Source organism: Serratia bockelmannii, from assembly GCF_008011855.1.
Lineage (GTDB): Bacteria > Pseudomonadota > Gammaproteobacteria > Enterobacterales > Enterobacteriaceae > Serratia > Serratia bockelmannii.
The window spans coordinates 1-13,139 of record NZ_VOUX01000003.1; the positions used below are offsets into that span (position 1 = coordinate 1).

General features: G+C 61.1%; 12 protein-coding genes. 8 read left to right on the forward strand and 4 right to left on the reverse strand.

Translation table 11 applies throughout. The annotated features are described in order from the left end of the window. Nucleotides 1-124: 124 nt before the first annotated feature. Nucleotides 125-1,108, reverse strand: coding sequence for a quinone oxidoreductase (locus FOT55_RS04575; RefSeq protein WP_147823171.1), 984 nt, complete (start codon nt 1,106-1,108; stop codon nt 125-127). Nucleotides 1,109-1,275: 167 nt separating this feature from the next. Between FOT55_RS04575 and dnaB the strand changes: the two genes are divergently transcribed. Beyond that, nucleotides 1,276-2,700, forward strand: a complete 1,425-nt coding sequence (dnaB, locus tag FOT55_RS04580; RefSeq protein WP_025160134.1) for a replicative DNA helicase — start codon at nt 1,276-1,278, stop codon at nt 2,698-2,700. 17 nt (nt 2,701-2,717) lie between these two features. Further along, on the forward strand, nt 2,718-3,797 hold the full coding sequence (gene alr / locus FOT55_RS04585) for an alanine racemase (protein ID WP_049204323.1): 1,080 nt from the start codon (nt 2,718-2,720) through the stop codon (nt 3,795-3,797). Nucleotides 3,798-3,841: 44 nt separating this feature from the next. On the opposite strand, the gene FOT55_RS04590 is transcribed toward alr, so the two are convergent. Continuing rightward, nucleotides 3,842-4,609, reverse strand: coding sequence for a transporter substrate-binding domain-containing protein (locus FOT55_RS04590; protein WP_147823172.1), 768 nt, complete (start codon nt 4,607-4,609; stop codon nt 3,842-3,844). A 215-nt stretch (nt 4,610-4,824) separates the two neighbouring features. Between FOT55_RS04590 and FOT55_RS04595 the strand changes: the two genes are divergently transcribed. The 5 genes from FOT55_RS04595 to maa all read left to right on the forward strand — a co-directional run bounded on the left by FOT55_RS04595 (nt 4,825) and on the right by maa (nt 8,183). After that, nucleotides 4,825-5,298 carry an Lrp/AsnC family transcriptional regulator gene (locus FOT55_RS04595; protein ID WP_025304444.1) on the forward strand — a complete coding sequence of 158 codons (474 nt, stop codon included), beginning with the start codon at nt 4,825-4,827 and terminating at the stop codon, nt 5,296-5,298. An 80-nt stretch (nt 5,299-5,378) separates the two neighbouring features. Next, complete coding sequence (locus tag FOT55_RS04600) at nt 5,379-6,572, forward strand: amino acid aminotransferase (RefSeq protein ID WP_043139687.1); 1,194 nt, start codon at nt 5,379-5,381, stop codon at nt 6,570-6,572. A gap of 126 nt (nt 6,573-6,698) precedes the next feature. Further along, complete coding sequence (locus FOT55_RS04605) at nt 6,699-7,115, forward strand: secondary thiamine-phosphate synthase enzyme YjbQ (RefSeq protein WP_004936779.1); 417 nt, start codon at nt 6,699-6,701, stop codon at nt 7,113-7,115. Nucleotides 7,116-7,119: 4 nt separating this feature from the next. Beyond that, complete coding sequence (locus FOT55_RS04610) at nt 7,120-7,473, forward strand: MmcQ/YjbR family DNA-binding protein (RefSeq protein WP_025304442.1); 354 nt, start codon at nt 7,120-7,122, stop codon at nt 7,471-7,473. A gap of 152 nt (nt 7,474-7,625) precedes the next feature. Continuing rightward, nucleotides 7,626-8,183: a maltose O-acetyltransferase gene (maa, locus tag FOT55_RS04615; protein ID WP_147823173.1), complete on the forward strand. Its 558-nt coding sequence runs from the start codon at nt 7,626-7,628 to the stop codon at nt 8,181-8,183. 32 nt (nt 8,184-8,215) lie between these two features. On the opposite strand, the gene FOT55_RS04620 is transcribed toward maa, so the two are convergent. Next, on the reverse strand, nt 8,216-9,268 hold the full coding sequence (locus FOT55_RS04620; RefSeq protein WP_147823174.1) for an NAD(P)-dependent alcohol dehydrogenase: 1,053 nt from the start codon (nt 9,266-9,268) through the stop codon (nt 8,216-8,218). Nucleotides 9,269-9,497: 229 nt separating this feature from the next. Continuing rightward, the gene (gene uvrA, locus FOT55_RS04625; RefSeq protein ID WP_147823175.1) at nt 9,498-12,326 is read right to left on the reverse strand and encodes an excinuclease ABC subunit UvrA; all 2,829 of its coding nucleotides are present in this window, start codon (nt 12,324-12,326) and stop codon (nt 9,498-9,500) included. 277 nt (nt 12,327-12,603) lie between these two features. Between uvrA and ssb1 the strand changes: the two genes are divergently transcribed. Continuing rightward, complete coding sequence (gene ssb1, locus FOT55_RS04635) at nt 12,604-13,134, forward strand: single-stranded DNA-binding protein SSB1 (protein ID WP_004936793.1); 531 nt, start codon at nt 12,604-12,606, stop codon at nt 13,132-13,134. Nucleotides 13,135-13,139 lie beyond the last annotated feature (5 nt).

Here is a 13,139-nt window from a genome sequence, read left to right on the forward strand (position 1 = left end):
AGTCGGTGAACCTCTACAACACGCGGCGGCCGCACTTGTCGCTGAAATACAAAACGCCCGATGAGGTTCATCGGGCGCTATCAGGCTGAAAAGTGTCAACCTATATCAGGACTAGTCACCGCTATCAGGGGATCAGCAGGCTGGAGCCACTGGTGCTGCGGCTTTCCAGCACCTGGTGTGCCCGCTGGGCGTCGGCCAGCGCGAATTTCTGCTCGTCTTTCACCTCCACCCGAATGGCGCCGCTGCCGATCAGCGAGAACAGCTCGTTGCTGGCGTACTGCAGCTCGGCGCGGTTGGTGATGTAGCCGTTGAGGGAAGGGCGGGTGACGTACAGCGAGCCCTTCTGATTCAGCAGCGCCAGATCGACGCCGGTCACCGGGCCGGAGGCGTTGCCGAAGCTGACCATCAGGCCGCGCCGTTTCAGGCTGTTGAGCGAGGCCTGCCAGGTGCTTTGCCCCACCGAATCGTACACCACGCCGACCTTCTCGCCGTGCGTCAGTTCTGCCACCCGCTGGGCGATATCCTCTTTGTGGTAGTTGATGGTGGCCCATGCACCGGCCTGTTTCGCCAGCGCCGCCTTCTCGTCGGAGCCGACGCTGCCGATCAGGCGCGCGCCCAGCGCTTTGGCCCATTGGCAGGCGATAAGCCCAACCCCACCGGCGGCGGCATGGAACAGGAACACTTCACCCGGCTGCACGTCGTGGGTCTGGCGCAGCAGGTAGTGTACCGTCAGCCCTTTGAGGAAAGAGGCGGCACCCTGCTCAAAGCTGAGGTTATGCGGCAGCAGCGCCACTTTCTCTTCCGGCACGTTGTGGATCTCGCTGTAGGCGCCGAGCGACGACTGCGCATACACCACCCGGTCGCCCGGTTTGATCGCGCTGACGCCGGCGCCAACCTTGACCACCACGCCGGCCGCCTCGGTGCCGAGGCCGCTCGGCAGGCTCGCCGGCGCGTACAGCCCGCTGCGCACATAGGTGTCGATGTAGTTGATGCCGATCGCTTTGTTCTCGACCTGCACTTCGCCGGCGGCGGGATCGAGCGGTGTAAAATCAACGTATTGCAAGACTTCCGGCCCGCCGGTGGCGGAGAATTGAATGCGCTTGGCCATATCGTTACCTCGTTTGGGTGTCTGATTTCACCCTATTCTTTTTAGTATCGGAGATCCAGTTCACCCGTGCGGGATTCAATACCTTTTTTGCATCGGTTATGACGCAAAAATCACGTATACTCTCGCGTCAAGATCCTTCATTCGCAACCGGATAAAGACTACGTTTCATGGCAGGAAAAAAACCAACCAACAAAACAAACGCGGACGAAACCAGAGAGCGTTCCAGAGATCGTCAGATGGAAGGGCTGAAGATGCCGCCGCACTCGCTGGAGGCCGAGCAGTCGGTGTTGGGCGGTTTGATGCTGGATAACGAGCGCTGGGACAACGTGGCGGAGCGCGTGGTCGCCAACGACTTCTTCAGCCGCCCGCATCGCCTGATCTTTACCGAGATGCAGCGTCTGCTGGAGATGAGCAAGCCTATCGACCTCATCACCCTGTCCGAATCGCTGGAGCAGAAGGGCGAGCTGGACTCGGTCGGCGGCTTCGCCTACCTGGCTGAGCTGTCGAAAAACACCCCGAGCGCCGCCAACATCGGCGCTTACGCCGACATCGTGCGCGAGCGCGCGGTGGTGCGCGAGATGATCTCGGTGGCTAACGAGATCGCCGACGCCGGCTACGATCCGCAGGGGCGCAGCAGCGAAGACCTGCTCGACCTGGCAGAATCTCGCGTATTCCAAATCGCCGAGAACCGCGCCAGCAAAGACGAAGGCCCGAAGGGCATCGAGCGCATCCTGGAAGACACCGTATCGCGCATCGAGCAGCTGTATCAACAGCCGCACGACGGTGTGACCGGGGTCGATACCGGCTATCAGGACCTCAACAAGAAAACCGCGGGCATGCAAAAGTCCGATCTGATCATCGTCGCCGCCCGTCCTTCGATGGGGAAAACCACCTTCGCCATGAACCTGTGCGAAAACGCCGCGATGACCCAGGAAAAACCGGTGCTGATCTTCAGCCTGGAGATGCCCGGCGAGCAGATCATGATGCGTATGCTGGCGTCGCTGTCGCGCGTGGATCAGACGCGCATTCGTACCGGCCAGCTCGACGACGAGGACTGGGCGCGCATTTCCAGCACCATGGGTATCCTGCTGGAGAAGCGCAACATGTACATCGACGACTCCTCAGGCCTGACGCCGACCGAAGTGCGCTCGCGCGCGCGGCGCATTTTCCGCGAGCACGACGGGCTTAGCCTGATCATGATCGACTACCTGCAGCTGATGCGCGTGCCGGCCTTGTCCGACAACCGTACGCTGGAGATCGCCGAGATTTCGCGCTCGCTGAAGGCGCTGGCGAAAGAGTTGCAGGTGCCGGTGGTGGCGCTGTCGCAGCTGAACCGTAGCCTGGAGCAGCGCGCCGACAAACGCCCGGTCAACTCCGACCTGCGTGAATCGGGCTCTATCGAGCAGGACGCCGACCTGATTATGTTCATCTATCGTGATGAGGTGTATCACGAGAACAGCGATCTGAAAGGGATCGCGGAAATTATTATCGGTAAGCAGCGTAACGGCCCGATCGGTACCGTGCGCCTTACCTTTAACGGCCAGTGGTCGCGTTTCGACAACTACGCGGGGCCACAATACGATGACGAATAATCAGCTAAGGAACTGAAATGAAAGCGGCAACCGCTGTAATCGACCGCCGCGCTCTGCGACATAATCTGCAACAGGTGCGCCGCCAGGCGCCGCAAAGCCGCCTGATTGCCGTTGTGAAAGCAAACGCTTATGGACATGGCCTGCTGGAAACAGCACACACCCTGCAAGACGCCGACTGCTACGGCGTGGCGCGCATCGACGAGGCGCTGATGCTGCGTTCCGGCGGCATCGTCAAACCGATCCTGCTGCTGGAAGGCTTCTTCAGTGCCGAAGATCTGCCGGTGCTGGTGGCGAACAACATCGAAACCGCGGTGCACTGCATCGAACAGCTCGAAGCGCTGGAGCAGGCCGAGCTGGCGCGCCCGGTGCCGGTGTGGATGAAGCTCGATACCGGCATGCATCGGCTGGGGGTGCGCCCCGAACACGCGGAGGCGTTTTATCAGCGCCTGTGCGCCTGCCGCAACGTGGCGCAGCCGGTCAATATCATGAGCCACTTCAGCCGCGCCGATGAACCGGAGTCCGACACCACGTTGAAACAGATCGCCTGCTTTGAGCAGTTCGCGCGCGGTAAACCGGGCCAGCGTTCGGTCGCCGCCTCCGGCGGCACGCTGCTGTGGCCGGACGCCCACAACGAGTGGGTGCGCCCCGGCATCATTCTGTACGGCGTGTCGCCGCTGGATAACGGCAGCGGCGCCGAGCATGGTCTGCAGCCGGCGATGACCCTGAAATCCAGCCTGATCGCGGTGCGCGAGCACAAGGCCGGCGAAGCGGTCGGCTACGGCGGCACCTGGGTCAGCCCGCGCGATACCCGGCTGGGCGTGGTGGCGATGGGATACGGCGACGGTTACCCGCGCAGCGCGCCGACCGGCACGCCGATCCTGATCAACGGCCGCGAAGTGCCGATTGTAGGCCGGGTGTCGATGGACATGATTTCGGTCGATCTCGGGCCGGACGCCGCCGATAAGGTGGGGGATGAAGCGGTGCTGTGGGGCCAGGCGCTGCCGGTCGAACGCATCGCCGCCTGCACCGGCATCAGCGCTTACGAACTGATCACCAAGCTCACGCAGCGTGTGGCGATGGAATACATCGGCGACTGATGCGCCGCAGGGGCCGACGCGCGTCGGCCCCGTTTCTCAGCGGGTTACTTCTTTACCGCCAACCACTTGTCGATAACCTTCTGATACTCGCCGGTCGCCTTGGCCAGGTGCAGCCACTGATCCACATACAGTTTCCAGCTCAGATCGTCGCGCGGCAGCATGTAAGCCTTCTCGCCGTACTGCATCGGTTTGGTCGGATTCACCGCGCACAGCTTCGGATAGCGCTTCTGCTGGTACAGCGCCTCGGAAGCGTCGGTGATCATCACGTCCGCCTTGCGGTCCACCAACTGCTGGAAAATGCTCATGTTGTCGTGCGTCAGCGTCAGTTTGGCCTTCGGCAGATAGGCGTGCACGAAGGCTTCGTTGGTGCCGCCCGCCGGTTCCAACAGACGCACCGACGGCTTGTTGATCTGTTCGAGAGTGCGGTATTTCTTCACGTCGGTGCAGCGCACCAGCGGGATTTTGCCGTCGGTATCCAGCTTGTCGGCGAAGAACACCTGCTTTTGCCGCTCCAGCGTGACGGAGATGCCGCCCATTGCGATGTCGCACTTGCCGGAGGCGAAGTCCGGCGTCAGGGTTTTCCAGCTGGTTTTCACCCACTTCACTTTCGCGCCCAGGCTCTTGGCCAGCGATTGCGCCATGTCGATGTCGATGCCTTCATAGCTGCCGTCTTCCTTGAGGAAGGTATAGGGCTTGTAGTCGCCGGTGGTGCAGACCTCCAGGGTCTTTTGCTGCAGCACTTTGTCCAGGTGGGATTGCGCGCTGGCGCTGCCGGCGGCGAGCAGCAGCGCGAGGGGGAGTAGCTTTTTCATCTGGCGTCCTTTTTATACATTCGTGGTTTTATGCGTTACTTCGCCGTTAATTGTCGTTTGTCTGCATGAGTTAGCCGTTTTTTATGCCGCTTACCGGCGAAAACGCCGGGCGTTGCTGCTGTACGCGATTCAAGCGCCAGGGTGTGACGTCGGCAACGGTAAAAAAACTGGTAGGCTGTAACGTCAACATTTATTAACACAGTTTACAGGTGGCTATGTACAACATTGACGATTTTGATATGAAAATCCTGACGCTGTTACAGGCCAACGGCCGTTTGACCAATCAGGAGCTGAGCGAACTGGTGGGGCTCTCGGCCTCCCAATGTTCGCGGCGGCGCATCAGCCTGGAGCAGGCGCAGCTGATCCGCGGCTACCACGCGCGGCTGGCGCCGGAGGCGGTCGGCCTGGGGCTGGTGGGGCTGATTGAAGTCAGCCTGATCACGCACGCGCAGGAGCAGATCGACAGCTTTCATCAGATGCTGGAGGACGTGGACGCGATCCTTGACGCTTACAAGACTACCGGCGACGCCGATTACCTGCTGAAAGTGGCGGTGGCTGACCTGCCGGCGCTGAGCGAATTCATCAGCCAGACACTGTCGCCGCACAAAAGCGTGGCGCATATCAAAACGGCGGTGGTGCTCAATCGCATCAAGGAAAACGGTTTGTTGCCGGTGACGCGAGAAAGCTGAAACCGAATGCGCTTTTCCGTCTATATTAGGAACGTAACGCTGTGCCTAAACCACAATAAATAAACCAGGAGAAAAACCCCGTGTTCCAGAACGTTGACGCCTATGCCGGCGATCCCATTCTGTCGCTGATGGAAAAATTCAAACAAGACCCGCGCGCGCACAAGGTGAACCTGAGTATCGGCCTGTACTACGATGCGCAGGGCATCATCCCCCAGATGCGGGCGGTCGCCGCGGCGCAAGCGCAGTTGAACAGCGTCGAGCACGGCGCCTCGGTATACCTGCCGATGGAAGGGCTGCAACCCTATCGCTCCGCCATCCAGCAGCTGCTGTTCGGCGCGCAGCATCCGATGCTGCAGCAGGGGCGCATCGCCACCATTCAGACCGTTGGTGGTTCCGGCGCGTTGAAAGTGGGCGCCGACTTCCTGAAAAGCTACTTCCCGGATTCGCAGGTGTGGGTCAGCGATCCGACCTGGGAAAACCACGTCGCCATCTTCAGCGGCGCCGGTTTCAAAGTGAATACCTATCCGTATTTCGACAGCGAAAGCCTGGGCGTGAAGTTCGACGCCATGCTGGCTGCGCTGAAACAGCTGCCGAAGCACAGCATCGCGCTGCTGCATCCGTGCTGCCACAACCCGACCGGTTCCGACCTGACCCCCGCCCAGTGGGATGAGGTGGTCAAGGTGATCGCCGATCGTGAAATCATTCCGTTCCTTGATATCGCCTATCAGGGCTTCGGCGGCGGCATGGAGCAAGACGCCTACGCCATTCGCGCCATCGCGGCGGCCGGCCTGCCGTGCCTGGTGAGCAACTCGTTCTCGAAGATCTTCTCGCTTTACGGCGAGCGCGTCGGCGGCCTGTCGGTGGTGTGCGAAAGCGAAGAGGCGGCCGGGCGCGTGCTGGGCCAGCTGAAGGCCACCGTGCGCCGCAACTACTCGAGCCCGCCGAACTTCGGCGCGCAGCTGGTGGCTAAGGTGCTGAACGACGCCCAGCTGAAAACCCAGTGGCTGGACGAAGTGGAGAGCATGCGCACCCGCATTCTCGAGATGCGTCACGCGCTGGTGGACACCCTGAAGAGCGCGCTGCCGCAGCGCAATTTCGATTACCTGCTGGCTCAGCGCGGCATGTTCAGCTACACCGGCTTCAGCGCGGCGCAGGTCGATCGCCTGCGTGAAGAGTTTGGCGTCTACCTGATCCACAGCGGCCGCATGTGCGTGGCCGGCCTGAACCACAACAATGTGCGTCAGGTGGCCGAGGCGTTTGCCGCGGTGCAGTAACGCCTGTTAGTCTGAACGGACGTTCATCGGGGAGCGATAGCGATATCGCTCCTTTTTTATTGCCGGTGCGCCGCCGAAGTTGCCGCAAACCGGAGAGAGAATATACTGATTGAGGGGCGCTCACTCATGTGGCATCAGCAAACGCTAATCCTCAGCGCAAAAGCGCGTGGCTTTCATCTGGTTACCGACGAGATCGTCAACCAGTTAACCCACTTACACCGCCTGCAAACCGGCCTGCTGCATCTGTTGCTGCAGCATACCTCGGCCTCGCTGACGCTCAACGAGAACTGCGATCCCACGGTGCGAGCCGATATGGAGCAGCATTTCCTGCGCCAGGTGCCGGAAAACGCACCCTATCAGCATGACTACGAAGGGCCGGACGACATGCCGGCGCACATCAAATCCTCGCTGCTGGGCGCTTCCTTGACGCTGCCCGTCAGGCACGGGCGGCTGATGTTGGGCACATGGCAGGGCATCTGGCTGGGGGAGCACCGCATCCACGGCGGAGCACGCCGTATTGTGGCCACATTACAGGGGGAATAACCCAATGAATAACAGCGCATTGCTGGAGTACTGCATGGCGAAGCCGGGCGCGGAGCAGAGCGACCAGAACCAGTGGCAGGCCAGCCAGATCAAGGTGGGCGACGTGATGTTCGCGATGGTGTGCGAGGTCGAAGGGCGGCCGGCGCTGGCAATCAAGTCCAGCCCGGAGCTGGCGGAAAGCCTGCGCGAGCACCACCCGGAGATCGTCGCCTGCGACGGCCTGAACAAGGCGCACTGGAATACGGTGTTTCTCGACGGCAACCTGCCGAACTCGCAGTTTTATACGCTGATCGACAGCTCCTATCAGCTGGTGGTGGAAGGCCTGCCCGAACACGTGCGCCAGGAACTGCGCGCCTGATTGCCGGGCGGCGGCACCGCCCGTTTTTCTCCTGCTTTTTCGTGTTAAATCGTGATCGCGGCTTTAAATTGGGAACGTTCCCTTTTTGTCGTCAGGAAAAAACGGCTACGCTTGGGCATTCAAGAAACGCGGATAAGATTAAGGAGGCCGACATGGCCATCAGCGAAGAAAAGCGCAAGATGATCGCCGGGGAGCTGTACGACGCCGGTGATAACCTGCTGCGCAGCGAACGTCGGCGCGCGCGCCAGTTGACGCATCGCTATAACCACTCCTCGCCGGAAGAGGGCGAGCTGCGCAAACAATGGCTGGACGAGCTGCTGGGCGGCTATCAGGGCGGCACCATTGAGCCGACGTTCCGCTGCGACTACGGCTATAACATCTATCTCGGCAAGAACTTCTACGCCAATTTCGACTGCGTGATCCTCGACGTGTGCGAGGTGCATATCGGCGACAACTGCCTGCTGGCGCCGGGCGTGCATATCTACACCGCCACCCATCCGCTGGACGCCGAGACCCGCGCCGGCGGCGCGGAGTTCGGCAAGCCGGTCAAGATTGGCAACAACGTGTGGATCGGCGGGCGCGCGGTGATCAATCCGGGCGTGACCATCGGCGATAATGCGGTCGTGGCCTCCGGCGCGGTAGTGACCAAAGACGTGCCGGCCAACTGCGTGGTGGGCGGCAACCCGGCCAGGGTCATCAAGCAGCTATAAAAAAAACGGGCGCCGCCGGGCGCCCGCTGTCATCAGGCTCGCAGCGAGTCGATATCCACCACGAAGCGGTACTTCACGTCGCTTTTCAGCATGCGCTCATAGGCCTCATTAATTTGCTGCATCGGGATCAGCTCGATATCGGACGTGATGCCGTGTTGGCCGCAGAAGTCCAGCATCTCTTGCGTTTCCGCGATGCCGCCGATCAGCGAACCGGCGATACGGCGGCGCTTCATGATCAGGTTGAACACCTGCGGCGACGGATGATCGTGCTCCGGCGCGCCGACCAGCGTCAGGGTGCCGTCGCGGCGCAGCAAGTTGAGGAACGGGTTCAGATCGTGCTGAGCCGCTACCGTGTTGAGGATGAAGTCGAAGCTATTAACGTGCTGTGCCATCTCATCCGGGTTGCGCGAAATCACCACTTCATGGGCGCCGAGGCGCTTGGCGTCTTCGATTTTCGACGGCGAGGTGGTGAACAGCACCACGTGCGCGCCCATCGCCCGCGCCAGTTTGACGCCCATGTGCCCCAGCCCGCCGAGGCCGACGATGCCGACCTTTTTGCCTGGCCCCGCGCCCCACTGGCGCAGCGGCGAATAGGTGGTGATGCCGGCGCACAGCAGCGGCGCGACCCCGGCCGGATCGAGATTTTCCGGCACGCGCAGCACGAAGTCCTGATCTACCACCAGATTGGTGGAGTAGCCGCCATAGGTGACGGCGCCGGTCTGGCGATCCTGGCCGTTATAGGTGCCGGTAAAGCCGTTATCGCAATACTGTTCCAACCCCTCATCGCAGCTCGGACAGCTGCGGCAGGAATCCACCATGCAACCGACGCCGACCAGATCGCCGACCCGGTAACGCGAGACATGGCCGCCGACGGCGCTGACGCGCCCGACAATTTCATGGCCCGGCACTACCGGGTAAATCGTATTGCTCCATTCGTTGCGAGCCTGATGCAGGTCCGAATGGCAGACACCGCAGAACAACACCTGAATTTGCACATCGTGGTCGCGCAGGGCGCGGGGTGGGTAATCGAAAGGCACCAGCGCAGACTTCGCATCATGCGCGGCATAGGCATGGGTAATGTTCATGGTCGCTCCAGTTATCAATGTAGGGGGGACAACGCTTGGCCGGCAGCGGAGTGCCGGTAAGATGCGGCCTGAATCAGACAGGGCGGCCGCCGAGGGAACATTGATGATAAAAGCGGTGAGTGCGGAGGGAAATGCCTGAAAATGTCGAAATCTTGCCCGTTTCTGTTTGATTGCAATGAAACGGGTCAGCGTGCGGGTCGCCTGAACGACGGCCCGCACGTTGGCGATATTACTTGTTCAACAGCGGTTTCAGGAAGCGCGCGGTGTGCGATTTTTCACACTCGGCCACGGTTTCCGGCGTGCCGGCGACCAGGATCTCGCCGCCGCCGCTGCCGCCTTCCGGCCCCAGATCGACGATCCAGTCGGCGGTCTTGATCACGTCCAGGTTATGCTCGATGACCACGATGGTATTGCCCTGATCGCGCAACTGATGCAGCACCGCCAACAGCTGTTGGATATCGGCGAAGTGCAGGCCGGTAGTCGGTTCGTCGAGAATATACAGGGTCTGGCCGGTGCCGCGTTTCGACAGCTCGCGCGCCAGCTTGACGCGCTGCGCCTCCCCGCCGGAGAGCGTGGTGGCCGACTGGCCGAGGCGGATGTAGGACAGGCCGACATCCATCAGGGTTTGCAGCTTGCGCGCCAGCGCCGGCACCGCGTCGAAGAACTCACGCGCTTCTTCGATGGTCATCTCCAGCACTTCGTGGATGCTCTTGCCTTTGTACTTCACTTCCAGCGTTTCGCGGTTATAACGCTTGCCCTTGCACTGGTCGCACGGCACGTAGATGTCCGGCAAGAAGTGCATTTCGACCTTGATCACCCCGTCGCCCTGGCAGGCTTCACAGCGCCCACCCTTGACGTTGAAGCTGAAGCGGCCCGGCGTATAACCGCGGCTGCGCGATTCCGGCACGCCGGCGAACAGCTCGCGCACCGGGGTGAAGATACCGGTGTAGGTGGCCGGGTTGGAGCGTGGCGTACGGCCGATCGGGCTCTGATCGATGTCGATCACCTTGTCGAAATGTTCCAGACCGGTCACTTCGCGGAACGGCGCCGGCTCGGCGATGGTGGCGCCGTTAAGCTGGCGCTGGGCGATCGGGAACAGCGTATCGTTGATCAGCGTCGATTTGCCGGAGCCGGACACGCCGGTGATGCAGGTAAACAGACCGACCGGCAGCGTCAGCGTCACGTCCTTCAGGTTGTTGCCGCGCGCGCCGCTCAGCTTCAACACTTTGGTCGGATCGGCCGGCACACGCTGCGCGGGAATGGCGATCTCGCGTTTGCCGCTGAGGAACTGGCCGGTCAGCGATTCCGGCTGCGCCATGATGTCGTCGACGGTGCCTTCTGCCACCACCTGGCCGCCGTGCACGCCGGCGCCGGGGCCGATGTCGATCACGTGGTCGGCGGCGCGGATGGCGTCTTCGTCATGCTCCACCACGATCACCGTGTTGCCGAGGTTACGCAGGTGGATCAGCGTTTCCAGCAGGCGCTCGTTATCGCGCTGGTGCAGGCCGATCGACGGCTCATCCAGCACGTACATCACGCCCACCAGGCCGGCGCCAATCTGGCTGGCCAAACGAATACGCTGCGCTTCACCGCCGGAGAGCGTTTCCGCCGAACGGGACAACGACAGGTAGTTCAGGCCGACGTTCACCAGGAATTTCAGGCGATCGCCGATCTCTTTCAGCACTTTCTCGGCGATCTTGGCGCGCTGGCCGCTGAGCTTCATGTTCTGGAAGAAGGTCATCGCATGGCCGATGCTCAGATCGGAGATTTCCGGCAGCGTGGTGTCTTCGACGAACACGTTGCGCGCTTCTTCACGCAGACGGGTGCCGTGACACGAGGCGCAAGGGCGGTTGCTGATGAACTTCGCCAGCTCTTCGCGCACCGCGCTGGATTCGGTCTCTTTATAGCGGCGCTCCATGTTGTGCAGCACGCCTTCGAACGGATGGCGGCGCACGGTGGTGTCACCGCGATCGTTGATGTATTTGAATTCGATCGACTCTTTGCCAGAGCCGCTCAGCACCGCCTTCTGTACGTCGGCGCTCAGGGTGTTGAACGGCGCTTCGACGTCGAACTCATAGTGCTCCGCCAGTGAACGCAGCATCTGGAAATAGTAGAAGTTGCGGCGATCCCAGCCGCGGATCGCGCCGCCGGCCAGCGACAGCTCGGGGTTTTGCACCACGCGCTCCGGATCGAAGAACTGCTGCACGCCCAGGCCATCGCAGGTCGGGCAGGCACCGGCCGGGTTGTTGAAGGAAAACAGGCGCGGTTCCAGCTCGCGCATGCTGTAGCCGCAGATCGGGCAGGCGAAGTTGGCGGAGAACAGCAACTCGTCCGCTTTTTCGTCGTCCATGTCCGCCACCACCGCGGTGCCGCCGGACAGCTCCAGCGCAGTTTCGAACGATTCGGCCAGGCGTTGCGCCATGTCGTCGCGCACCTTGAAGCGATCGACCACCACTTCGATGGTGTGTTTTTTCTGCAGCTCCAGCTTCGGCGGATCGGACAGATCGCACACTTCACCGTCGATGCGCGCGCGGATATAGCCTTGGGCGGCCAGGTTTTCCAGCGTTTTGGTGTGCTCGCCCTTGCGATCTTTCACTACCGGCGCCAGCAGCATCAGGCGCTTGCCTTCCGGCTGGCTCAGCACGTTATCGACCATTTGGCTGACGGTTTGCGCCGCCAGCGGCACATGGTGATCCGGGCAGCGTGGCTCGCCGACGCGGGCGAACAGCAGGCGCAGGTAGTCGTGGATCTCGGTGATGGTGCCGACCGTGGACCGCGGGTTGTGCGAGGTGGATTTCTGCTCGATGGAGATCGCCGGCGACAGGCCTTCAATATGGTCGACGTCCGGTTTTTCCATCAGCGACAGGAACTGGCGCGCATAGGCGGAGAGTGATTCGACATAGCGCCGCTGCCCTTCGGCGTACAGCGTATCGAAAGCCAGCGAAGACTTGCCGGAACCGGACAGGCCGGTGACGACGATCAGTTTGTCACGCGGGATGATCAGGTTGATGTTTTTCAGATTATGGGTTCGAGCACCACGAACTTCGATATTGTCCATTTACACTTCCCGTCTTGATGATACACCGCGCCTGTCGCGATTTTTGCGGGGGATTTTGTGATGAATCTCGCAAAAAACCGGCACAGCCAGGTCGAAACGCATAATTATGACACAAAAAAACCTGAATGAATATCCAGTATGAGAATGCAACAAGGTCGATCGAAAAGACAATTCTGGAATGCAATTCGCACTTATCAACACGGGTGTGGTTTCGTACTCAGCGTGGTAAACTGACGCGTTTATACTGTGTAGAAATCAATCATCGGGAGAAGTGCTCATGGCCAGCAGAGGCGTAAACAAAGTAATTCTGGTCGGGAATCTGGGTCAGGATCCAGAAGTCCGTTACATGCCGAACGGCGGCGCAGTGGCCAACATTACCCTGGCGACCTCCGAAAGCTGGCGTGACAAGGCGACCGGCGAACAGAAAGAAAAGACCGAGTGGCACCGCGTCGTGCTGTTCGGCAAACTGGCCGAAGTGGCGGGCGAATACCTGCGTAAAGGCTCTCAGGTCTACATCGAAGGCTCCCTGCAGACGCGTAAATGGCAGGATCAGAGCGGCCAGGATCGCTACACCACCGAGATCGTGGTTAACGTTGGCGGTACCATGCAGATGCTGGGCGGCCGTCAGGGCGGCGGCGCACCGGCCGGTCAATCTGCCGGCGGCCAGGGCGGTTGGGGCCAGCCTCAGCAGCCACAGGGCGGCAACCAGTTCAGCGGCGGCCAGCAGCAGTCTCGCCCGGCGCAGAACAGCGCTCCGGCGACCAGCAACGAACCGCCAATGGATTTCGACGACGATATTCCGTTCTAAGGTTC

What these genes read in the sequence shown, in the direction of transcription:
- FOT55_RS04575 (WP_147823171.1), bottom strand. Translation starts at nt 1,108, where the DNA reads ATGGCCAAGCGCATTCAATTCTCCGCCACCGGCGGGCCGGAAGTCTTG.
- dnaB (WP_025160134.1), top strand. Translation starts at nt 1,276, where the DNA reads ATGGCAGGAAAAAAACCAACCAACAAAACAAACGCGGACGAAACCAGA.
- alr (WP_049204323.1), top strand. Translation starts at nt 2,718, where the DNA reads ATGAAAGCGGCAACCGCTGTAATCGACCGCCGCGCTCTGCGACATAAT.
- FOT55_RS04590 (WP_147823172.1), bottom strand. Translation starts at nt 4,609, where the DNA reads ATGAAAAAGCTACTCCCCCTCGCGCTGCTGCTCGCCGCCGGCAGCGCC.
- FOT55_RS04595 (WP_025304444.1), top strand. Translation starts at nt 4,825, where the DNA reads ATGTACAACATTGACGATTTTGATATGAAAATCCTGACGCTGTTACAG.
- FOT55_RS04605 (WP_004936779.1), top strand. Translation starts at nt 6,699, where the DNA reads ATGTGGCATCAGCAAACGCTAATCCTCAGCGCAAAAGCGCGTGGCTTT.
- FOT55_RS04610 (WP_025304442.1), top strand. Translation starts at nt 7,120, where the DNA reads ATGAATAACAGCGCATTGCTGGAGTACTGCATGGCGAAGCCGGGCGCG.
- maa (WP_147823173.1), top strand. Translation starts at nt 7,626, where the DNA reads ATGGCCATCAGCGAAGAAAAGCGCAAGATGATCGCCGGGGAGCTGTAC.
- FOT55_RS04620 (WP_147823174.1), bottom strand. Translation starts at nt 9,268, where the DNA reads ATGAACATTACCCATGCCTATGCCGCGCATGATGCGAAGTCTGCGCTG.
- uvrA (WP_147823175.1), bottom strand. Translation starts at nt 12,326, where the DNA reads ATGGACAATATCGAAGTTCGTGGTGCTCGAACCCATAATCTGAAAAAC.
- ssb1 (WP_004936793.1), top strand. Translation starts at nt 12,604, where the DNA reads ATGGCCAGCAGAGGCGTAAACAAAGTAATTCTGGTCGGGAATCTGGGT.